At 47.4% G+C, this 22,448-nt stretch carries 23 protein-coding genes; 2 read left to right on the top strand and 21 right to left on the bottom strand.

From position 1 onward, the window contains the following. Positions 1-19: 19 nt before the first annotated feature. From hslV to WH45_RS15600, 7 genes are all read right to left on the bottom strand, one after another. On the bottom strand, positions 20-562 hold the full coding sequence (gene hslV, locus WH45_RS15630; RefSeq protein ID WP_046215353.1) for an ATP-dependent protease subunit HslV: 543 nt from the start codon (positions 560-562) through the stop codon (positions 20-22). A 53-nt stretch (positions 563-615) separates the two neighbouring features. Further along, positions 616-1,947: an FADH(2)-oxidizing methylenetetrahydrofolate--tRNA-(uracil(54)-C(5))-methyltransferase TrmFO gene (gene trmFO / locus WH45_RS15625; protein WP_046215352.1), complete on the bottom strand. Its 1,332-nt coding sequence runs from the start codon at positions 1,945-1,947 to the stop codon at positions 616-618. 219 nt (positions 1,948-2,166) lie between these two features. Continuing rightward, positions 2,167-4,272, bottom strand: coding sequence for a type I DNA topoisomerase (gene topA / locus WH45_RS15620; RefSeq protein ID WP_046215351.1), 2,106 nt, complete (start codon positions 4,270-4,272; stop codon positions 2,167-2,169). Between the two features lie 41 nt (positions 4,273-4,313). Then, entirely contained in the window at positions 4,314-5,456 is a 1,143-nt protein-coding gene (gene dprA / locus WH45_RS15615; RefSeq protein WP_082096892.1) for a DNA-processing protein DprA, read from the bottom strand. A 256-nt stretch (positions 5,457-5,712) separates the two neighbouring features. Next, a complete protein-coding gene (sucD, locus tag WH45_RS15610; protein WP_046215350.1) occupies positions 5,713-6,642 on the bottom strand; it encodes a succinate--CoA ligase subunit alpha in 930 nt (309 codons plus the stop codon). A gap of 46 nt (positions 6,643-6,688) precedes the next feature. Further along, complete coding sequence (gene sucC, locus WH45_RS15605) at positions 6,689-7,846, bottom strand: ADP-forming succinate--CoA ligase subunit beta (RefSeq protein WP_046215349.1); 1,158 nt, start codon at positions 7,844-7,846, stop codon at positions 6,689-6,691. Positions 7,847-8,120: 274 nt separating this feature from the next. Further along, entirely contained in the window at positions 8,121-8,603 is a 483-nt protein-coding gene (locus tag WH45_RS15600) for a MarR family winged helix-turn-helix transcriptional regulator (protein WP_046215348.1), read from the bottom strand. Between the two features lie 231 nt (positions 8,604-8,834). Here WH45_RS15600 and WH45_RS15595 point away from each other — a divergent pair, with 231 nt between their 5' ends. Both WH45_RS15595 and WH45_RS15590 read left to right on the top strand, forming a co-directional pair. Next, positions 8,835-9,263, top strand: a complete 429-nt coding sequence (locus WH45_RS15595) for an organic hydroperoxide resistance protein (protein WP_046215347.1) — start codon at positions 8,835-8,837, stop codon at positions 9,261-9,263. Between the two features lie 527 nt (positions 9,264-9,790). Further along, positions 9,791-10,417, top strand: a complete 627-nt coding sequence (locus WH45_RS15590; RefSeq protein ID WP_046215346.1) for a hypothetical protein — start codon at positions 9,791-9,793, stop codon at positions 10,415-10,417. A gap of 176 nt (positions 10,418-10,593) precedes the next feature. Here the strand turns inward: WH45_RS15590 and WH45_RS23775 are convergent, their stop codons facing one another. The 14 genes from WH45_RS23775 to rimM all read right to left on the bottom strand — a co-directional run bounded on the left by WH45_RS23775 (position 10,594) and on the right by rimM (position 22,367). Further along, positions 10,594-10,749 (bottom strand): hypothetical protein, encoded by a 156-nt coding sequence (locus tag WH45_RS23775; protein WP_200897711.1) that lies wholly within the window; start codon positions 10,747-10,749, stop codon positions 10,594-10,596. A gap of 77 nt (positions 10,750-10,826) precedes the next feature. Then, complete coding sequence (locus tag WH45_RS23660; protein WP_162198447.1) at positions 10,827-10,982, bottom strand: hypothetical protein; 156 nt, start codon at positions 10,980-10,982, stop codon at positions 10,827-10,829. 98 nt (positions 10,983-11,080) lie between these two features. Continuing rightward, entirely contained in the window at positions 11,081-11,758 is a 678-nt protein-coding gene (locus tag WH45_RS15585; protein ID WP_046215345.1) for a sulfite oxidase-like oxidoreductase, read from the bottom strand. A gap of 394 nt (positions 11,759-12,152) precedes the next feature. Next, positions 12,153-14,072: a YifB family Mg chelatase-like AAA ATPase gene (locus tag WH45_RS15580; protein WP_046215344.1), complete on the bottom strand. Its 1,920-nt coding sequence runs from the start codon at positions 14,070-14,072 to the stop codon at positions 12,153-12,155. A gap of 106 nt (positions 14,073-14,178) precedes the next feature. Continuing rightward, a complete protein-coding gene (locus tag WH45_RS15575) occupies positions 14,179-14,622 on the bottom strand; it encodes a YraN family protein (protein WP_052723809.1) in 444 nt (147 codons plus the stop codon). Between the two features lie 6 nt (positions 14,623-14,628). Next, positions 14,629-14,931: an EscU/YscU/HrcU family type III secretion system export apparatus switch protein gene (locus tag WH45_RS15570; RefSeq protein ID WP_046215343.1), complete on the bottom strand. Its 303-nt coding sequence runs from the start codon at positions 14,929-14,931 to the stop codon at positions 14,629-14,631. After that, positions 14,928-17,000 carry a Smr/MutS family protein gene (locus WH45_RS15565; protein ID WP_046215342.1) on the bottom strand — a complete coding sequence of 691 codons (2,073 nt, stop codon included), beginning with the start codon at positions 16,998-17,000 and terminating at the stop codon, positions 14,928-14,930. The genes WH45_RS15570 and WH45_RS15565 overlap by 4 nt, the downstream gene beginning before the upstream one ends. A 272-nt stretch (positions 17,001-17,272) precedes the next feature. After that, entirely contained in the window at positions 17,273-17,893 is a 621-nt protein-coding gene (locus WH45_RS15560) for a ribonuclease HII (RefSeq protein ID WP_046215341.1), read from the bottom strand. Positions 17,894-17,912: 19 nt separating this feature from the next. Beyond that, positions 17,913-18,773 (bottom strand): ribosome biogenesis GTPase YlqF, encoded by an 861-nt coding sequence (gene ylqF, locus WH45_RS15555; RefSeq protein ID WP_046215340.1) that lies wholly within the window; start codon positions 18,771-18,773, stop codon positions 17,913-17,915. Between the two features lie 24 nt (positions 18,774-18,797). Then, entirely contained in the window at positions 18,798-19,487 is a 690-nt protein-coding gene (lepB, locus tag WH45_RS15550) for a signal peptidase I (protein ID WP_046215339.1), read from the bottom strand. A 467-nt stretch (positions 19,488-19,954) separates the two neighbouring features. Beyond that, positions 19,955-20,299 carry a 50S ribosomal protein L19 gene (rplS, locus tag WH45_RS15545; RefSeq protein WP_046215338.1) on the bottom strand — a complete coding sequence of 115 codons (345 nt, stop codon included), beginning with the start codon at positions 20,297-20,299 and terminating at the stop codon, positions 19,955-19,957. 220 nt (positions 20,300-20,519) lie between these two features. Then, the gene (locus WH45_RS15540; RefSeq protein ID WP_046215337.1) at positions 20,520-20,900 is read right to left on the bottom strand and encodes a hypothetical protein; all 381 of its coding nucleotides are present in this window, start codon (positions 20,898-20,900) and stop codon (positions 20,520-20,522) included. A gap of 124 nt (positions 20,901-21,024) precedes the next feature. Next, a complete protein-coding gene (trmD, locus tag WH45_RS15535) occupies positions 21,025-21,846 on the bottom strand; it encodes a tRNA (guanosine(37)-N1)-methyltransferase TrmD (RefSeq protein ID WP_046215459.1) in 822 nt (273 codons plus the stop codon). Next, positions 21,846-22,367 carry a ribosome maturation factor RimM gene (rimM, locus tag WH45_RS15530; protein WP_046215336.1) on the bottom strand — a complete coding sequence of 174 codons (522 nt, stop codon included), beginning with the start codon at positions 22,365-22,367 and terminating at the stop codon, positions 21,846-21,848. Before rimM ends, trmD begins: the two co-directional genes overlap by 1 nt. Between the last annotated feature and the right edge of the window lie 81 nt (positions 22,368-22,448).

Below are 22,448 nucleotides of genomic sequence, written 5' to 3'. Positions count from 1 at the left end.
CGGACCGCACCGGCCAGGCTCACAATTCTTCTACGATGATATTGTTGTTGGTATATACACAGATCTCCGCAGCAATGTTCAGAGAAGCTTCGACAATCTCTTTGGCTTCCAGATCCTTGCTGTGGCGCTTAAGGGCACGAGCTGCGGACAGGGCAAAATTGCCACCGGAACCGATAGCGATCACATCGTCATCCGGCTCAATAATTTCTCCGCCGCCGGAGATAAGCAGAATACCGCTTTTATCCATAACGATTAGCAAGGCTTCCAGTTTGCGCAGTACTCGATCGGAACGCCATTCCTTGGCCAGTTCGACGGCTGCACGCTGAAGATTGCCATGATGCTCCTCCAGCTTGGCTTCGAACTTTTCAAATAAAGTTATGGCATCTGCAACAGAACCTGCGAATCCGGCAAGCACCTGTCCACGATAGAGACGGCGAATTTTCTTGGCATGCTGCTTCATAATTACATTTTGTCCAAAAGTCACCTGTCCATCGCCGGCGATTGCCGCTTTGCCGTTATGACGTACAGCACATATGGTCGTTGCGTGAAATGAGAGATCCATCGTTTTCCCTCCTGTTCATTATTTGTCCATATTGTCTGGCTATTAAGCTGACTTTACTCTGCAGGAGCAGGCTCTTCCAAGTGGAAGAACTGTCTGATACTCTCCAGTGCCTGCTGGGCCAACATTTCATTTTTTTCTTTTTTGTTACGGATTTTCTTTTCCGGTTTGGGCAGCAGACCAAAGTTCGCATTCATTGGCTGGAAATGGTCCGGATCGGCATGTGTAATATAATGTGCCATACTGCCCAGTGTGCTCTCCTGTGGCAATTGAATCAATTCTTCGCCTTTGGCCAGGCGTGCTGCATTCATACCGGCAATCATGCCGGATGCTGCGGACTCTACGTATCCTTCCACTCCGGTCATCTGACCAGCAAAGAAAATACGCGGCTGGCTTTTCAGCTGATACGTTGGTTCCAGCAGACGCGGCGAGTTGATAAAAGTATTACGATGCATTACCCCGTAACGGACAAAATCGGCATTTTCCAAACCAGGAATCATCGAGAATACCCGGCGCTGTTCTCCCCATTTCAGGTGAGTCTGGAAACCAACCATGTTATACAATGTACCTGCTGCATTGTCCTGACGCAGCTGTACGACCGCATAAGGAAGTTCTCCTGTATGCGGGTTAACCAGACCAACCGGCTTCATGGGACCGAATAACGCTGTCTGTTTACCGCGCTTCATCATAATTTCAATAGGCATACAGCCTTCAAAATAAATTTCTTTCTCAAATTCCTTGAGCTGTGCTGTCTCTGCGCCAATCAGAGCTTCATAAAAAGCGTTGAACTCTTCTTCGTTCATCGGGCAGTTCAGATAAGCTGCTTCTCCCTTGTCATAGCGGGAAGCCAAATAGACCTTGTTCATATCGATAGAGTCTTTTTCGATAATTGGTGCTGCCGCATCATAGAAATAGAAGTACTCTTCTCCCAGTAGAGACTGAATCTGCTGGGAAAGTGCGGGAGACGTCAGTGGACCGGTTGCAATCACAACGATGCCATCGGTTGGAATCTCCTGCACCTCTTCATTAAGTACAGTCACGAGCGGGTGATTATGCAGTGTGGATGTAATCTCTCCGGAGAAACCATCACGATCTACCGCCAACGCACCGCCAGCCGGTACAGCATTACGATCCGCCGATCCGATAACGAGCGAGTTCAGCATACGCATTTCTTCTTTCATAACACCGACTGCGTTTGCCAGGGTGTTGGAACGCAGTGAGTTACTGCATACCAGTTCCGCAAACTGATTGGTGTGATGAGCCGGTGTCTTCACAACCGGACGCATTTCATACAATGTTACCGGTATACCTTGACTGGCAATCTGCCAGGCCGCCTCGCTACCTGCTAATCCTGCGCCAATCACGGTTACCTTTTGAAATTCTGACACAATTCAAAACCTCCTGCATATTCCTGCTATAAATGAATGGGAAACAATGGGACCTGTATCCAGAAAAAGACTGCATACACGCCCAGGTCTCCGATAATTAATCTAAGCTTACTATCTATTAGTATACGCTAAACTGCTGCCAAATTCTAATGTCCGGATACACAGACAATATAATCAGCAGCAGCATGCGGTATTCCAATCAAGCCAGGTACAATCTCATCAATCGAGTTCGACGGCTTCGTTCTCGTTTTCCTCAACCATTTCGGTATGGTCACATTTTGTACATTGCAATTTGACACCCTGCTTGTTCCGTTTCTCGACCATCATCGAGTTGCATACCGGACACGGTTTGAGTGAAGGACGATCCCATGATACAAAGTCACATTCCGGATAACGATCACATCCGTAGAATACACGGCCTTTTTTGCTGCGACGCTCTACGACATGACCTTCATGACAGGTTGGACAAGGCACGCCAATATCCTTGATGATCGGCTTGGTATTGCGACAATCCGGGAATCCGGAGCAGGCGAGAAACTTGCCGAATCGACCGAGTTTATATACCAGGTGACGTCCACATTTGTCACAAATCTCATCCGATACTTCATCCTCGATCTCAATCTCTTTCATTTCCTCTTCCGCAACCTTGAGACGTTTCTCAAAGGATTCGTAAAACTGGCTCAGTACGTGTACCCACTCTTCCTGTCCATCGCCCACATGGTCCAAATCCTGCTCCATATGTGCCGTGAATTCCGGGTCCAGAATTTCGGGGAAAAATTCTTCCATCTGCTCAATAATGAGTTCGCCGAGTTCGGTAGGCATGAATTTCTTCTCTTCGATCGCTACATATCCACGCTTCTGGATCGTCTCCAGTGTTGGTGCATACGTACTCGGACGCCCTATGCCGAGCTCTTCCAGCGTTTTGACGAGACGGGCTTCCGTGTATCTTGGCGGCGGTTGTGTGAAATGCTGCTTGGGCTCAATCTCTTCTTTTTGCAGCTTGTCTCCTTTAGCCAGAGGCGGCAGGAATTTCTCGCCTTCTTCCTTGTCGTCGTCATTACCTTCCACATATACTTTCATAAAGCCCGGGAAGCGTACTTTGGAACCTGCTGCACGGAAGTTGGCAGAACCTGCTGCAATATCCACGGACAGGGTATCCAGTACAGCAGAAGCCATCTGACTCGCTGCAAAGCGTTCCCATACCAGTTTGTACAGACGAAACTGATCACGGCTCATATACTCTTTTACCGATTCCGGATCACGGACTGCCGATGTTGGACGGATCGCTTCGTGCGCGTCCTGGGCATTGGCATTCTTTTTGGTATATTGGCGGGGTTCTTCCGGGATAAAGTCAGCGCCGTATCGGCCAGTGATGTATTCGCGGATTTCTTCCTGGGCGGAAGCAGCAATACGTGTAGAGTCTGTACGCATGTAAGTGATCAGACCAACCGTACCTTCTTTGCCAAGGTCGATACCTTCGTACAGCTGCTGAGCAACAGACATGGTTTTGGCTGCGCGGAAGTTAAGCTTGCGGGCAGCTTCCTGCTGTAGGGAGGAGGTCGTAAACGGAGCAGCCGGATGGCGCAAACGCTCGCGTTCTTTGATATCCGTAACTTCAAATGCAGCATCGGCGATCGCTGCAAGCACTTCATTGACGTCGTCTTCACTGTGAAGCTCTTTTTTCTCGCCATTCAGCTGATTGAACTTGGCTTCAAAGGTAGTTCCGTTAATCGTAAGCCGGGCAGTAATGCTCCAGTATTCTTCCGGCGTAAATTCCGAAATCTCATTCTCACGATCAATAATAATTTTCACTGCAACAGATTGTACACGTCCTGCGGACAATCCCTTTTTGACTTTCTTCCATAATAGTGGACTGATTTTGTAACCCACCAGCCGATCCAGAATGCGTCTGGCCTGCTGGGCATTGACCAGATCCATGTTAATCTGACGCGGTGTTTTGAAAGCATCCTTTACCGCCTGCTTGGTAATTTCGTTAAATACAACGCGGCATTCTTCGCCTTCAGCCACATCCAGTGCATGAGCCAAATGCCAGGCAATCGCTTCACCTTCGCGATCCGGGTCAGCCGCCAGATAGACTTTTTTCACTTTTTTGCGTGCATCTTTTAATTCTTTTAGAACGGAACCCTTACCACGAATCGTAATATATTTGGGATCAAAGTCGTTCTCCACATCTACACCGATCTGACTTTTCGGCAGGTCGCGGACGTGACCCATTGACGCTTTGACAATAAATTTGCTGCCCAGATATTTACCGATCGTCTTCGCTTTTGCCGGTGATTCTACAATTACGAGTGAATCTGCCATCAGGTTCGTCCCCCTTTCTGTTATTCTATCTATGGTTTATTTTATATTAAGGTGTATATCGCACCAGAGCGTTGACTGATCTGTTTTTTTATGATTAAAGATAACAGAACCGTATGCAAAAGTCCAAAATCAAACTTCGATTGTAACTGAAGCTCGTCGATATTCGCATCTCCCTGCTCCAATATAAGGTATATCGTTTTTTCATCTTCTGTCAAATAAGAAATATCTGGCAATATCATGGATGAGGAGTCATGAGCATTATTAATATCCCCATTTTCTTCCTTTTTGTATGGTTTATCACACCAATTCAAAAGAATTGAATCATATTCCTTTATAATGTCATCCGCTCCGGTCACCAGGATGGCTCCCTGCTTGAGGAGCGAGAGTGTGCCCTGGCTTTTGGGAGAAGTAATCGGACCGGGTACGGCAAAAACATCACGGTTGCTGTCCATGGCATAATCGGCTGTAATAAGAGAGCCGCTGCGCACATCGGCTTCGACGACTACAGAACCGTGCGAAAGCCCGGCAATAATGCGATTACGCTGTGGAAACAGTCCCGGCGAAGAGCGCGTGCCGATCGGATATTCGGATACAATCAATCCACGTTCTGAGAGCGTATGATATAAAGACCGATTCTCCGGCGGATAAATAACATTAATCCCCGTGCCAAGTACTGCGATCGTATTGCCATTTGCCTGCAGTGCCGCTTCATGACAAGTGCTGTCGATTCCCCTTGCCATGCCGCTGACGACTGTCACTCCACGGGCTGCCATATCACCTGCCAGCAGCTCTGCCACTTTACGTCCATAAGCGGTCGGCACCCTTGTGCCTACCATGCCTATGCAAAAGGAAGAAAGCAATTCCTGTCTTCCGATTGTGTACAGCACCCACGGCGGCTGAGCGATTTCCTTCATTAAAATGGGATACGTATCATCCATAATCGTCATGATCTGAATTCCTTTATCCTGATAACGTGATAAACGGGTCAGCAGATAATCTTCCTGCAGCTGAGCAGGTAACGTCTGAGAGACTTTATCAGGCATGCCCAATCTCCGCCAGCGTCCGGCATCCCAATCCGGCAGTTCGCGCAGATCCGCATGTTGTTGTAGTATATCATAGATTCTTTTCCAGCCAATACCTGTCGCTTCATGTAATCCTATCAATATGGAACGTTCATCCAGCATCATTATCCATTCTCCTCTGTCAGGAGGCAGACGTGACCATCTACTCCATTTAATCGTATGTCATTTCATATTGCAAGCGTTTACTCTATTGGTGCTTGCAGCTGGACAACGCAAAGAAGCAACCCCTGTCTCAATAAGAGAATCAGAGGTTGCTTACCCTGTCACGAACGATATCCAATTACAGCTATTATAATGAAAAGAAAGACAGAAGTCTATCCCTGTTCATCGACAGGCTGAATCGGCTTTGTTCATTGTTTTAGTGAGTCGTGCACTCGCTCAGCAGACCGCGCTCTTCAAGCACTTCCACCAGCGTAGAACCCATCTCGGACGGCGTTGGAGCGACTTTGACACCGCAGGATTCCAGCTTGGCAATTTTCTCGGCAGCTGTACCTTTACCACCGGAAATGATTGCACCCGCATGACCCATACGCTTGCCTGGAGGCGCGGTAGCACCACCAATGAAGCCTACGACAGGCTTGGTCATATTCGCTTGAATCCACTCTGCCGCTTCTTCTTCCGCTGTACCGCCAATTTCTCCGATCATAATAACTGCACGGGTATCCGGATCTTCATTGAACATTTTGAGAATGTCGATGAATTCGGAACCTTTGACAGGGTCACCACCGATACCTACGGCAGAAGATTGACCAATGCCGCGTGTAGACAGTTGATGCACTGCTTCATACGTCAGCGTACCACTGCGTGATACGACACCTACATAACCCGGCTTGTGGATATAGCCTGGCATGATGCCGATTTTGCACTCGCCTGGCGTGATAACGCCTGGACAGTTAGGTCCGATCAATACCGTCTTTTTGCCTTCCATATAACGGGCTACTTTGACCATATCGAGTACAGGGATACCTTCTGTAATACAGATAACGAGGTCAAGGTCTGCATCGACCGCTTCCATGATGGAATCTGCTGCAAATGCAGGTGGAACATAGATAACACTTGCCGTAGCGCCTGTTTTCTCCTTGGCTTCAACAACCGTATTAAATACCGGCAGACTCACTGTGGAGCCATTCTCCAGCGTAATATCCACGTTGGTTCCACCTTTGCCCGGCGTTACTCCGCCGACCATTTGCGTACCATAATCCAGGGCACCTTTGGTGTGAAATAATCCCGTTGAACCGGTAATCCCTTGAGTGATCACTTTTGTATGCTTATCTACAAGAATACTCATTGTCCAGTCACAGCTCCTATCACTTAATTTAGGTCCTGGTGTTGTTTTATACCAGCGCTACGATCTTTTGCGCTCCATCTGCCATGGAGTCGGCAGCTACGATGTTCAGTCCCGATTCAGCCAGAATCTGCTTACCGAGATCCACGTTCGTACCTTCCAGTCTCACGACGAGCGGACGATCCAGCCCGATCTGCTTGGCAGCTTCAACGACGCCGTTAGCAATAACGTCACAGCGCATGATACCGCCGAATATATTGATGAAAATTCCTTTTACGTTCGGATCGGACAGAATGATTTTGAAGGCTTCGGTAACCTTCTCTGTCGTTGCACCGCCCCCTACGTCCAGGAAGTTGGCGGGTTCGCCGCCGTAGTATTTAATAATATCCATCGTGGCCATCGCCAGACCGGCACCATTGACCATACAGCCGATATTGCCGTCCAGAGCGATATAACTCAGGTCGAATTTGGAAGCTTCAATCTCTTTCTCATCTTCTTCTTCCAGATCACGAAGTTCAAGAATTTCCGGATGACGGAACAACGCGTTGGAGTCAAAGTTCAGCTTGGCATCCAGAGCCATAACCTGACCGTCACCTGTTACAACCAGCGGGTTGATCTCGGCAATCGAGCAGTCTTTCTCTACGAATGCTTTGTACAAAGACAACATAAACTGAGCTGCTTTGTTTACCAGCTTGGTAGGAATATTGATGGCATAAGCCAGCTTGCGGGCCTGAAAAGCCTGCAGACCGACCGCAGGATCGACAGCTTCACGGAAAATCTTTTCCGGTGTCTTTTCTGCCACTTCCTCGATCTCTGTGCCACCTTCTTCAGAAGCCATAATAACCACTTTGCCTGTAGCACGGTCGATAACTACGCCTATGTAATATTCTTTTTGAATATCACAGCCTTCTTCAATCAATAGACGTTTGATTTCTTTGCCTTCCGGACCTGTCTGGTGGGTAACAAGTACCTTGCCAAGCAGTTCCTGCGCATACGTACGAACTTCGTCTACGCTTTTGGCTACTTTAACGCCTCCGGCTTTACCTCTACCGCCAGCGTGGATCTGTGCTTTGACCACACATACCGGACTGCCCAGAGATTGTGCTGCTTCTACAGCTTCTTCTACTGTAAAGGCAACTTTGCCCTCAGGCACTGCCACTCCATACTGTTTAAGTAATTGTTTTCCCTGATATTCATGGATATTCATCTGGTAAATCCTCCTATCGACATGAATGCATTCCGGCCATATTGCCCGGCAAATCAATAACCTTTGCTATTGTAACATGTTTTTAAAACGCTTTCCTTAAAAATTTTACCATTTTAATCCACGATATGGAGAAAATTATAAGGAAGTAATTGCCTATGCTTAATATATCATGTATGCGTTAACAATGTAAAAAAATAAAATCCCTCTCAACTAAATCGTTAAGAGGGATGATCATTTCGTACCTGTATATCATTATAATCCGGCATCGGAAAAATTATTTCTTGTTTGCTGCCCCGCTTACATTAGCCTGATGAATATTTTGCAGCAGCTGCTTGAACTCGTGCAGCAGCTCGTCAAGCTTATCCGTGTTAATGCATGTTCTCTGCTTAATATCATCTGGAATGGAAACCGCTTGCTGCTGCAAGCTCCAGCCGGCTTCGGTCAATGTAATATGAACTTTGCGTTCATCTTCCGTAGAACGTTTGCGGATAATAAGGCCTGCCGCTTCCAGACGTTTGAGCAGCGGTGTCAGCGTACCGGAATCAAGGTATAATGCATTACCCAATTCTTTCACTGTACATTCCTGCTGTTCCCATAGTACGAGCATCACAAGATACTGCGAATACGTAAGGCCGAGATGATCCAGCAGCGGCTGGTACATTTTGGTCATTTCACGGGACGACGCATAGATGGCAAAGCAAAGCTGATTGTCCAGCTTAAGCTGGGGATGCGGATATTCCTGAGATTGAGTGTCCATTCTATAATCACCTGCTTTTATATAATGAGTATTCTGATAGGTTCGGGATTTTTATATAGTAATAACCCACCAAACGATATATGAATACTTGATTGTATTTAATGCTTAAACTCTATTCTATCACAAATTTAATTGCCTGACATTATTATTACGAAAAACATTTTACTTTTTATATTAATTGTGATAAATTTAATTTTGTAAAATAAAATATCGAAAAAGGTGGTAATAAATATGTTAAATATCCAGCAAAAAATGTACGAGACTTCTGTAACAGCAATTGGCGGAAGACAGGGTTACGTGGAATCTTCCAGCCCGGATCTGCGCCTTGATATTGCCACTCCAAAAGAAATGGGCGGTGCTGGTGGTGCCGGTACGAATCCCGAGCAACTGTTTGCAGCCGGTTACTCTGCCTGCTTTGATAGCGCGCTGAACATGGTAGCCCGTATGCAAAAAGTAAAACATGAAGGCACTCAGGTAACAGGTACAGTGAGCTTTGGTAAAGCGGAAGATGGCGGCTTTGCACTGGCTGTACGTCTGGATGTCCTGGTCAAAGGTATCGATCGTGATATAGCTTCCAAGCTGGCTGAAGAAGCACATAATGTATGTCCTTACTCCCGTGCAACACGCGGTAATATTGCAGTAAAAATTAACGTTCTGTAATTCATTTTGCAGCTTGATACATGATTGCCAGGTATTATTTTGCCGCTGTACGGAGAATAATTCGGAACCTAAAAGTCTATTTATACGCTAGCAGTGGCATATGTCATACTCATAATATCCATCCCTTTCCCCTTTCCAGTCTTTCTTTCCCCCTGAGAAAGATTTCTGATATAGGACGGTTCATATAAATATAATGAAGAGAAGCAGCTTCCCCTGGCTGCTTCTCTTTTTGATTTACAGCTATTTTCATGAGCAATTCAGATTAATAGTGCACACTATACAATATTATTTTTTATTTTTCTGGTACCGCATACATTACTATCATATCAGCTTTTGTAGTAGATTGAAGAATAGGCTTGCTGCCTGATCGGAATGTAAGCTTCGTGTCAAAAGTTGTTCATTGGTGTATGTATGTTATAATGAATATTGCTTTGCATCTTCATTGCAAAGGGTTATTACGCTCCATTTTACATGATCATGAGCACCAATAACCTTACCAAATCACGCATAATAACAGGAGGTCACTTATGAAACTGAAAATCACTACGCTTTTACTCGCACTCACTGTCGTTACAGCGACCGGCTGTTCCAAAGCCAACGAATCTGCGCCTGCGGCAGCACCTGCTACCGGGTCGACTACTACTGAACAGGGCACTACAGATACTTCCGCTACAGATAACAAGGAAGCTGACGAGCAAGGAACCGCTGCAAATGATACTACAAAAGACGCTGTTACCGAGAATAAGCCTGGTGAGTCGGATAATTCCACTGACTCTGCCAAAAGCGGTACTGCTGCTAATATGACTACCAAAGAAGTTGCCGCAGCTATCAAAAAGCAGGGAATCGATCTGGTATCTGAACCAGATGCTGCAGGAAAATGGGTACTCAATAACGTGAAACCAGATCGTTATGTTACAACCAAAGATCCTAAAAAAACCGAGCCTGTATCAATCTATGTTTTCAAATCCGAAGATGACCTGAAAAAAGGTCTGGAAGATCTGAAGACTCAGCAAAACGGTATTCCTTTCAAAAAAACCGAGTATACAAACGACAATGTACTGGTAATCTACTGGTTTAACCCGGATCTGAACGAGGGTAATGTAGAAAAAGGAGTTTTGGATGCCAAATTGTCTAAAGCAGTCGAAAGCCTGTAATAGGCTTATTATGAATTAGCAAAATTGAACCATAAAAATGAATTACAAAAAAGACTGGCGTGTTATAGCGTCAGTCTTTTTTACATGTGTATGCAGGATGTGTTGTGACTATGGTATGGAGAATATTTCTACAACATTTTCTGTTTCCTTTTTCTGCAATGTCTGATCAAGCGAACCTACGATTTATGACTACCTGTAAAGGGATTGGCTTCATATGTCAGATCGCGGCCGATCTCCTGCTCTTCCGCATGAATACGTCTGCCCACAGCTATGATATAAAGGGCATTCGCTGCTTTGGCAAATCCAGATAAGATATGCACTATAATCTCCATCCTGTCAACCTCCTCATCATCCTGCATTTCCATTTTGCTGCTAATTAATTTCAAGCTATACTGACATCTACAGCGTATTAATCACGTCCGCCGGTAAAAGGATTGATCTCGTGGGTAAGGTCACGACCTGCTTTTTGCTCTTCGTCATGAATTCGCTTGCCAATTGCAATTTTGTTCCATACCAGAGGAGCAAAGATTGCTGTCATAAACAAAATAAGCCAGAATAATTCCATATCATTCATTCCTTTCTTGATAATTATTCAAATTATTAATAGAAGGATGTATGATCATATACGGAATAAAAAGGAATTTGTTTCATATAAATGGAAATTCAATCCGCTTCGCAGTACTTCCATTCATCTTCGGGCATCTCATATTCGTCGGATGAGAAACGCTCTTCTTTGAAAGGATCGGCTATATTATGGAAGCCGTGGTTCTCCCAGAAGCCTCTTCGGTCTTCGTTCATAAATTCAATGCCCCGAATCCATTTGGCGCTTTTCCAGAAGTAAAACTGCGGTACGATCAGGCGCAGCGGCCAACCATGTTTGGCCGTAAGAGGCTTGCCGTCATAATTCCAGGCCAGCAGTACATCATCCTTCATCAGCTCTTCCAGAGCTACATTTGTCTCATAATCCGGATCAGCGTGGATCATCACATAACGGGCTTCCGGTTTGATTTTTAGCTGACGGACCAGATCCGAGAATCGGACTCCTTCCCATGGCGTATCAAACTTGGACCAGCGCGTAACGCAGTGAATATCACTTATCGTCTGTGTCACTGGCATCGCCTGAAGCTGTTCAAACGAAAAAGTATATTCCTGCTCCACTTCTCCAAAAATCCGCAGGTTCCACTCCTTCAGATCGTACTCGGGTACACTTCCTTCATGCAAAATCGGAAAACTGTCGGTAAGTGTCTGCCCCGGTGGCAGACGGTGCTGAAGCTCCTCATCCAATAAGGGTTTATTGAGAATACGTGCATTTTTAAGACGTTCTGCTTTATTGGACTGCATTGAACGGCCTCCTTTCTTCTAGTAAGTTTTATATTAACGATTGAAGCGCCAAATAGAAAGAGGCTTATTATGCTTTTTATCACCAAAAATATAACCGTTTCAGCCGCACCTTATCGGCAGCCCGATGTGTACATCTGTTATACCAAGTCTCAGATTCTCGTATCGCTAACTCCCCAGTCAGTTTTACTCCTCAACAAGGATACGCTTGTGTCATTTTAGTAGTAATTATGACCAATCAGGATGAGAAATTGCCAGACATACATAAGAGTGTAATGAAAAGCGGATCTGATTGCTTGCCAGCCCAATGATTTCAAGCCCTAATCTGTTCCTTTCGACAACAAACTGATAATTTTCTGCCAATGCTAAAATTGTGCAACAGCAAAATGATATCTGCCTAGCCCCCCGTTTTTTTGCGATCCAGCTGACGATACTGTATCGCTTCGGCAATATGTACAGCCTCAATCTGATTCTTTTCTTCCAGATCGGCAATCGTACGGGCCAGCTTGAGTACACGATCTCTCGCCCGCATGCTCATTCCCAATTGTTCAAATGCAGCTTCCAGCAGCAGATTCGCGTCTGCTGCCAGATGCGTATGCTCCCGCAGCCAGCGGCCGGACAACTGGCTGTTCCACTGGATGCCTATGCCTGCATAACGCTTCAGCTGGCGTTCATGGGTGCGATGTACAATATCTCTCATGCTGGCGGAGTCATAACCATCCGGTTGGAATCTTTCCGACTGCTGCCAGTCGCGCTCGCTCGGACGCGGCACTTCGATCTGCAGGTCTATCCGGTCCAGCAGCGGGCCGGATATTTTGGCGCGGTAGCGGGCAATCTGCGCATCGCTGCACGTACAGTGATGCACTGGATGGTGGCTGCCCAGGTATCCGCATGGACAGGGGTTCATCGAGCCAGCAAGCAGGAAATTCGCCGGGAAAGTAAATACGGCTCTGGCCCGGCTGATATGTACTTCATGATCTTCCAGCGGCTGCCGCAGTACTTCCAGCACGGATCTTGGAAATTCCGGTAATTCGTCGAGGAACAGAATTCCCTGATGGGCGAGACTCACTTCACCCGGCTTGGGAATACTGCTGCCACCGATTAAACCTGGAACGGTAATACTGTGATGAGGAGAACGGAACGGACGCGTAGAGACGAGTCCGGCTGTGCTGTCCTTGAACCTGCCAGCGACACTGAGTATTTTGGTCACTTCCAGTGCTTCCTCTTCGGTCAAAGGGGGCAGAATTGTTGGCAGACGCTTGATCAGCATAGTTTTTCCGGTACCTGGGGGACCAAGCAGTAAAATATTATGCATGCCGGAAGCAGCAATCATAAGTGCCCGTTTGACGTGCTGCTGTCCAAATACATCCGCATAGTCTTCATGGGTCGCTGGAGCAGACTGACGAAGTTCCCGAATATGTTGGCGGCTCAGTAACAGCGGCTCCAGATGAACCAGTTTACGCGGATCGGATTTCTTGAGTGGACCCGGCAGTTCGATCGCAGAGTCGTTCTGATTGGATTGTGCCTGTACAGATTCTACTGGTGACATATTGCCAGAATGTTCATCATTTTGGGCTGTACCTATTGCTTCCGGCGTCTCCATAGATTCGATTTGGGCAGCTTTTGAGTCTTTTGAGTCTTCAGATATGACAGTATGCTCGGATAACTCGGCATCTGTGCTATGCGCTGCAGCAACAGACTGTAAGGAAGCTGCCTGTGTCACTTTTTTGACAATCATGGGCGGCTGTCCCGGTACTCCCATCGTAAACACCTCAACACCTGTCTCTGTCCTGGAGGGAGTCGAATGATTATGATTCAGTTCCACAAACAGCTCATTCATATGCTTGATTCCATATATACGTACGCCCTCTACGAGTGCTGCCTCCATCGCATTCTCTGCGGGTAAAATAACGGAAGTTAATCCATGCTGACGGGCAGCATCCACCATCGACAGAACACCCGGTACCGGACGAAGTGCGCCATCCAGAGCAAGTTCGCCGATCAGCAGCATCTTCTCCTGACCGGGGAAAATAATCTGATCACTCGTTGCCAGTATCCCCATCGCTATGGCCAGATCAAATGCAGAACCTTCCTTGCGCAGATCGGCAGGTGCCAGGTTGATGGTGACCCGCTGGGAAGGAAAAGTAAACCCGCAATTTTTAATCGCCGAGCGGACCCGTTCAACAGATTCGCGAATCGCCGAATCCGGCAGACCGATAATGGATACCATCGGCAGCCCATTGGAAAGGTCCGTCTCCACTTCTACCATTACCCCATGAATGCCCTGAAGACAGGCACTGAACAATTTACCATACATAACAAAAACACCCCTTCTGTATACATTATCCTGCCAGTCTGCAGGAGTGTAATACAAATGGGTGCTTCCTCATTTTGCATATTATCATTTATTATTCTGTCCGAATTCAACGAAAAGCTTCTATAATATGTTCCAGCTCTACTACCTGATATGCCGAATTCATCTGTATTGTAATAACATCATAGCGAAAGCGCTGATTATATTGATGTGTAGCATAAGCATAGACTTCAGCGGTCTCCCGGATCTGACGCTGTTTGCGCCAGTCTACCGATTCAGCTGCTGTACCATGGGTTATACCGCTGCGGCTGCGTACTTCCACGATGACAATAATGCCGTCCACAGCGGCGATAATATCCAGTTCACCGCTGCGACAGCGCCAATTTCTCGTCATAACCTGATAACCCTGCTGATCCAGGTAATAGGCTGCCGTATCTTCGGCAATTCGGCCCTTGAGTTTTCTGTCGTCCTGCCGTTCATCTGTATGTTCACTTCTATCACTGTGCGCGACACATAAAGAGTCGGCATTAACGGACAAATCGGATTTATTCATATCTCATCACCAGATATCCAGGTTGGAAGTAAAGTTCTTGTCTGCCCGGTAAATAAATGTCAGGATCTCGGCGACCAGATCATACAATTCGCCTGGGATCTGCTGATCGAGATCAAGCTTGGACAGTACTTCCACCAGTGCAGCATCTTCCTGGATGGCGACACCCGCTTCCTGGGCCTTTTCCAGAATCGTCTCGGCGACCCGGCCTCGTCCTTTGGCGACAACGACCGGGGCTTCTCCCTGAGAAGGATCATATTTCAGTGCAACTGCACGCTTGCCTATAAATGAGCTATCTTTGGGCTTATTCATATTTTCATATCCACCCCTTTGTATTCAGGCGGTGCATACTGATCCATCAGTCCGAAACCAGGCGCAGCTGTACTGCCAGCTTCATTGGTCGAACGAACAGGCAGACCGGCGAACTGCAGGGATAACAGCTGATAACCGAGGGAACCGATCGCATCGGCTACTTCCTGCTTTTTGCTCTCTATCAATGGAGCCAGCTGCTCCAGATCATTATGCACTTTGAGTGTAACAATTTTGTCCACTACCTGCACATCCAGCAGCGTAGGTCCGAGCATTTTCATATCGAGATCAAACCACAAACGACAGTTGGAAGCATCCAGCTCTCCCTTGGCTCCCCTGCGTGACTGAATCTGTACAGAAGCGGTCTCCTGTCCGTCCGGTCCGTTAAAAGGCACAAACATGGTAACCTGGGCAAAAGGAGCCGTACGATCCGTATTCAGCAGCAGCTGCTGGCCGGTCAGCTGTTGTACGAGCTGCTGAGCAGCATCCTTAAGAGCAGGAGGCACATCATCCGCTGATGTTAATTGCAGCAGCAGACCTTTGAGTGTATCCTGTGCTTTAGCCAAGGCATCTTCAGCAGCCTGGAGAGCGGGCTGGGCAATCTGTGAAGCGTCCGGTCGGGTAACCGTATTCAGCAAGGCCGGATCATGTGCATGCAGTATATTCGGATGCTGTGCAGACATTGGTACTGCTGCAGTAGTTGGAACAATAATTGCCGGTGCCTGCGGTGCCACTGGAGCATTTGGAGCATCGGGTACCAGTGGAGTGGCAGCGGCTGGCGCTTGTCCGTTAACAGGTGTACTGCTCGCTGGTAATGGAGCTGTAGTACCAGCATTGGCAGTAGTACTAGGAACAGGCCCTCCTGTATTGGCAGGAGCAGGCTGGCGAGGATCTACATCAGGCTGCTGCGCCTGATTGGCTGGTCCAGGAGCGGCCGTTGTGCCTGCCTGCGCTTCCGCAGAAGCCGCAGTTGAGCCCGCAGTCAGCGTGAGTGCTGCGCGGACTGTCTGCTGCTCATATTCAGCTCCCAGGAGCTTCAGAACCTGTCCTACCCATGGAGCAGCCACTGTCGGCTTAGTCTGACCTGCAGCAGTGGAAGCTTGTGTTGATGAAGCTGCATTTTGCGCAGCTGATCCGGTATTACTGGATGCAGCGCGACTGGCAGGATCACTTTCCCCTTCGACTGATGCTGCCTGTGTACTTGTTGTACCGACATTTTGCAGCGGCGCATCCTGTCCTGCTGCCTGAGGCACCAGACTGTTGATCTGCTGAATGACATTTTGCAGCTTATTCAACAGTACAGCAGTTGTTCCGCCTGCATTGGCAGACTGTGCAGCGGGTGGAGTCGGAGAGGTCGTCATCCCCTTAGTGGCAGCCTCTGGTGTATCTGCAGCAGACGGAGCAGCAGATGAGGCAGCGGGATTGGCATTATTTCCATTAGTTAACGCACTCTGGGATGAGCCGCCGCCTTTGAGCTGGGTAGATGCAGACTGAAGCAGCTGCTCCATATTGCCCAGCATTTCGTGCAGCGGTGGACCGAACAACGCCTGATGCAATCCTGCAACACTCTGGCCTGTGACAGGCAGCCCTTTTTGCACAGCTACAGCTGCGGCTTGAACCCATTCTCCTACCGGAACAGCAGCAGGCTTCTGAGCAAGCGAAGTTTGTATATTTTTCACATTCTCCGGTGTTAAAGGGATACCTGATGTACGCATCTGGTTAATCATGGCCCGGTTATCTTTGGTGTCCGGGAGATTCATGGACTCCAGCACTTCTGCTGTAGAGGCAGCAGGCAGCTGTGCAGCAGGATTACCTGCAACCGGTTTGAGGACAGGCATGCCATCCTTGCCTGGAGGCTGTACCTGCAGCATGGTCGTCTCTCCCTGCTGAAGCGGTGTCTCGAGCTTGGCACGTACTTTGACACCCTGAATCTGTACGACTGCCTCCTGTCCGTCATCCGATATACTGGTTACCACTCCGCGGACCACCTGGCCTTCTTTTAATTCCATTTGCTTGGCTTCCCCCGGCTTGACATCACCCATCATCCCCCGGAATAGTGATCCGATATTCATCATCTAACCTCCTGTCTGTATTTATAAATAGGTATAGGGAACAATCCGTTCATGCTACATAGAACCGCTCCGGATTATTCGCCTTTGTATATTTATCGGTTACATACTGTCTTCCAATAAGTCAATGTCATATATACAGATATATACAAAAAGAACCCGATCTCTATAAAAGATTCGGGTTCTTCCCTAACCGTGTCTACGATAATATATGCAACATCGTAACCGATTCGCAGCAGGAAATCAACTATTTTCCTGCTGGATAATATGATTAATCAAAAAAGTGTCGGCTGCTCCAGCAGCAGATTGCCGAGGAAGCTGCGACGATGCAATGGCGTGACACCAAGCTCAAGGATACGCTCCCGGTGCAACTTGGTCGCATATCCCTTGTGACCGGCAATGCCGTAGCCCGGATACTGTTCTTCCCATTCTCCTGCACACAGCCGATCACGTGTTACCTTGGCAATAATAGAAGCTGCGGCGATACTGTGACTGTTGGCATCTCCCTTGATAATACTCTGCTGGGGAATCGGCATATCTACCGTTTCGGCATCCACCAGAATATAATCGGGTGCCACTGTCAGCTGCTGAAGTGCAATCTTCATCGCCAGGCGTGCAGCCTGTCTGATATTGATCTCATCGATCATTGCCGCATTGACATGGCCGACACCTACAGCAAGCGCCTGCTCCATAATTTGCGCATAGAGCTGCTCTCTTTTCTTGTCGGTAAGTTTCTTGGAGTCATTTACTCCCTCAATGATCAGCTCCTGCGGCATGATGACAGCTGCAGCTACCACATCCCCAAACAGGCATCCCCGGCCGACTTCATCGACACCGGCGATATGTTCATAGCCTGCTGACCAGCGTTCCCGTTCATAGTTCAACAGTTCAGACATGCCATAATCCTCCAATCATTTATGGAGTCTCCATGGAAATGCGGCCCATTTTGCCTGCACGGAATTCACGCAGGATAACTTTTGAAGCCTTCTCCAGATCGATACGTCCGCCGCTCATCAGACAGCCGCGCTTACGACCGATCTCTTCCATAATTTCCACGATATCATTTGGATTATCCAGATCCTGTGGTGGTTCTGACAGTTCAAAGCGTTCTGCGATATTTTTCCAGTAATATTCGCAAATGTACTTCATACCGAAATAAGCCACATCTTCGACATTGAGAATCTCTTCACGAATCGCTCCGGTTACAGCAAGACGGTAACCCACTGTCTGATCTTCAAACTTGGGCCACAGAATCCCAGGTGTATCGAGAAGTTCCATTTCCGTACCGACCTTGATCCACTGCTGGCCTTTGGTCACGCCTGGACGGTCTCCAGTAGCAGCAATACTTTTGCCTGCGAGTCGGTTAATCAGCGTCGATTTACCCACGTTCGGGATACCGACGATCAGTCCGCGCATCGGGCGCTGATTCATGCCTTTGGCAGCCCGTTTGTCGCGCTTTTCCTTGAGCAGCAGCTTGGAGCGTTCCGGAATCTCCTTGATTCCGTAGCCGCTGGCTGCATCAAGAGGCAGCACTTCATGACCTTGCTTTTTAAAATATTCTACCCATAATGCGGTTGTTGCCGGATCTGCCAGATCTGCTTTATTCAAAATAATCATTCTTGGCTTGCCCTGCAAAATCTCGTCAATCATCGGGTTGCGGCTGGATAACGGCAAACGCGCATCCAACAGTTCAATAACCATATCGATAAGCTTAAGCTTGTCTTCGATCTGGCGTCTTGCTCTTGTCATATGTCCGGGAAACCATTGAATGGTCACAGGTTTTCCCCCTAACTTCTAAAATTAATTTTGTGCGGCAGGTGCATCCTGATCGATCCATTCCGCATTGCTCAGCGGCCAGAAGATCACGTCAGCACGTCCAATAATATCTCCCAGCGGTACATAACCGATCATCCGGCTGTCCTGGCTGTTGGAGCGGTTGTCTCCCATTACAAATACATACCCTTCCGGCACTTTGCCATCCGGGAGCTGCTCTGTCGGGAAGTTGTTAATGTTATAATCGCTTCCCTGGGCATGTGCATTATCGATGGCTGCCTGAATGTACGGCTCGCTCATCACTTTTCCGTTCACCGTCAGCGTATCTCCTTCGACCTTGACGGTATCTCCACCCACAGCGATAACCCGTTTGATAAAGTCACGGTGCTGGGACGGAACTTTGAGTACGACCACTTCACCCGGCTTGGGATCGCGAATGTCGTACAGAATCTTATTTACAATAACACGTTCGCCGGTATGGAAATTAGGCTGCATCGAAGGCCCATCCACAATAAAAGGCTCAAAAAGGAACCAGCGGATCACAATGACGAGCAGCAGAGCTACAACAATCGCTTTGATCCATTCTTTGGCTTCGCTCTTCTTTTTGGGAGAAGCGGCTGCCGTCTCGGAATTGCTGCCTCCGTTTGTTGGTTCCTGAACTTCGGCAGACGGTGCTGCCTCAGCTTGATTGTTGGTTTGTTTTGAGTCTTGCTCCATAGATATGCCTTCTTTCCTGGTTGAATTGGCGCTTTGTATATGTACCATCCGGTAACATACAGGAGATTTCCCGGATGTTGTTACCAAGTACCTATACGATATCCTCTATCTATTTTACACACAATTTTGCAAAAACCAAATTTTGAAATAAGCTATTTGTCAAGCATTATCCCGGTTTTGCATTTTAGCCAGGCAGCCTTTGAAAATGATACAAAAAATCCCGTCTGCCGTCTTTTTGCAATTTGCACAATGAATCACAGTATAACTACCGATGCGGTAACGAATATCCTGACATACAAGCAATATCGTTGAGGCACGGGAGATGACTGCAATTCTGCAAAATCGCTTGTTCAAGACGGTCTGGCGGAATAGCAACTTTATTCTATAATCAAGCTGTAAACATCCTGTAAAAACAACGAAAAGGGCTTGTATGACCAAGCCCTTCTCTTCCGTATTCTCTGTAAGGATTAACGGCGCAGTTCTTTAATTCTCGCTGCTTTACCGCGCAGTTCACGAAGATAGTACAACTTCGCACGACGCACTTTACCACGGCGAGCCACGTCGATTTTATCAATTTTAGGAGAGTTTACTGGGAAAGTTCTTTCCACACCTACACCGTAAGAGATTTTACGAACTGTAAAAGTCTCACTGATGCCTCCACCTTGACGTTTAATTACTACACCTTCGAACAACTGAACGCGTTCGCGGGTTCCCTCAATTACCTTAACGTGTACTTTTAAAGTATCACCAGCACGGAAATTAGGAATATCCTTGCGCAGTTGATCTTGAGTAATCGCCTGAATGATATTCATCTATGACTTCCTCCTTCCACACAGATGTTCTTGCGACTCAGGGAGACCTTTTGTCTCCTCATCATTGTCTGCAGAGGACCACCAGATTCACACAACATTCGAATTATATCATAACTTTTCAGGTAATGACAAGCCCTTTTAAAGGGTTTGTCATTACATTTTTAGTATTTTATGATAATTAATTCTCCAATGACCATACATCCCTGATCAATGGCTCCACTTAACCGAAACGTTCCATGCGCAGCATTTTCTGTAGACTGTGCAAGCGGTCCAGCTCTTCACTGTAGCGGTCATAAGTAAGTCTGTCTTTTTCCATCACATTCAGACGTGCTGTCTTTTTGTGATCCATCATGCGGTCAAGCAGTTTGATGACGGTATTGCGGCCCGCGTAATCAGCGATAAAGTATTTTCTGCGCGGTTCTGCCTCCAGATACAGCAGATATTTAAATTCCGGCAGCAGCAGCCCGATAACCGAATCTGCCTCTGTATCGGTAAAACTGGCACTCAATATAGAAGCATAACCCTGACTGCGCAGATCGCTGCTGAGACGAGAAATCCACTCCGGCATGCTGTCGTCCTGTTGTTTATAAGAAGATGTCATGATACTACTCCTGTCTTTGTAGCCTTTCGTTAGCCGGATCATACGGTATGAAGCAGGCTGCCCTAAAGATGCAGCTTACTCTTACCTCTATTCATCGATAAAGCCTATCTGCTGCTGGATATCGTTATTCCACTTTATCGGTAGATTGCAGATTAGACTGCTGACGCAGCCACTGCTTTTCCTTTTCCGTCAATTCTGCTTGTTCCAGCAGATCGGGACGGCGCTGGAGCGTACGCAGCAGTGACTGTTCACGACGCCATTTCTCCACATTCGCGTGATGGCCGGACAGCAATACATCCGGTACCTTCATGCCTCGGAACTCGGCAGGACGCGTATAATGCGGATATTCCAGCAGACCGGTACTAAACGAATCGGTAACTGCGCTCGTCTCATTACCCAGTACGCCGGGCAGCAGACGTACCACACTGTCCACTACCGTCATTGCCGGCAGCTCTCCACCAGTCAACACATAGTCGCCAATGGAGATCTCATCCGTAACCAGATGCTCTCTAATTCGCTCATCATAACCTTCGTAATGCCCACAAATAAAAATCAGATGCTGCTCACGTGCCAGTTCTTCCGCCTTTTGCTGAGTAAATGTCTCGCCCTGCGGACACATCAGGATAATGCGCGGCTTGACTGCCGAAGACATATTAAGATCGACCGGATCGACTGCAGCCTGCTTTTCTTTTGGTTCTTCAGATGACAACTGCTTTTGAGCCAGCAAATCTTCCACTGCAGCGAAGATCGGATCTGGCTTAAGCACCATTCCCCCTCCACCACCATAAGGTGTATCATCCACTGTCCCATGCTTGCTGGTGGAATACGTGCGGAAATTCACCGCATTCAGCTCTACCAGCCCTTTGGCAGCCGCTTTGCCGAGAATGCTGGAGCCGAACACGCCAGTGAACATTTCCGGAAATAAAGTCAATACGTCGATCTTCATCATTCCAGCAGGCCTTCCATCACATGCACAGTAATCTTCTTCTCATCCACATTAATATCCAGTACCACGTCATGAATGTATGGGATCAGAATGTCTTTGCCTTTTGCCGGTTTGACCACCCATACGTCATTGGCACCCGGAGTAAGAATCTCTGTAATCACACCCAGAGATTGACCTTCATCAGTAACAACTTCGCAGCCGATAATCTCATGGAAATAATACTCGTCCTCTTCCAGTTCCACCGTATCATCTTTGGATACTTTAAGCACCCAGCCTTTGTATTTTTCTACGTCGTTGATATTGCCAAATCCTTTGAAACGGATAACATACATGTTTTTTTGCAAACGTGAAGACTGCACTTCTACCTGCTGGCTGGCACCTGTCTCTTCATGAACCATCTGCAGCTTGTTACCGGGTGCAAAACGTACTTCCGGGAAATCTGTATTCGGGTATATTTTGAGTTCTCCACGAATTCCGTGTGTATTTACAATTTTGCCTACCATCAACCATTGATCTGACATTGGTATTCTCCTTTGCTTACTGAAAGATGTTCTTGCTATTATAATCTGCCTGAGGCAGCATGAACTACAGCTTATTCTAAC

The sequence above is a fragment of the Paenibacillus wulumuqiensis genome, from assembly GCF_000971965.1.
GTDB lineage: Bacteria > Bacillota > Bacilli > Paenibacillales > Paenibacillaceae > Saccharibacillus > Saccharibacillus wulumuqiensis.
This window is presented reverse-complemented; position numbering and strand designations above follow the sequence as displayed.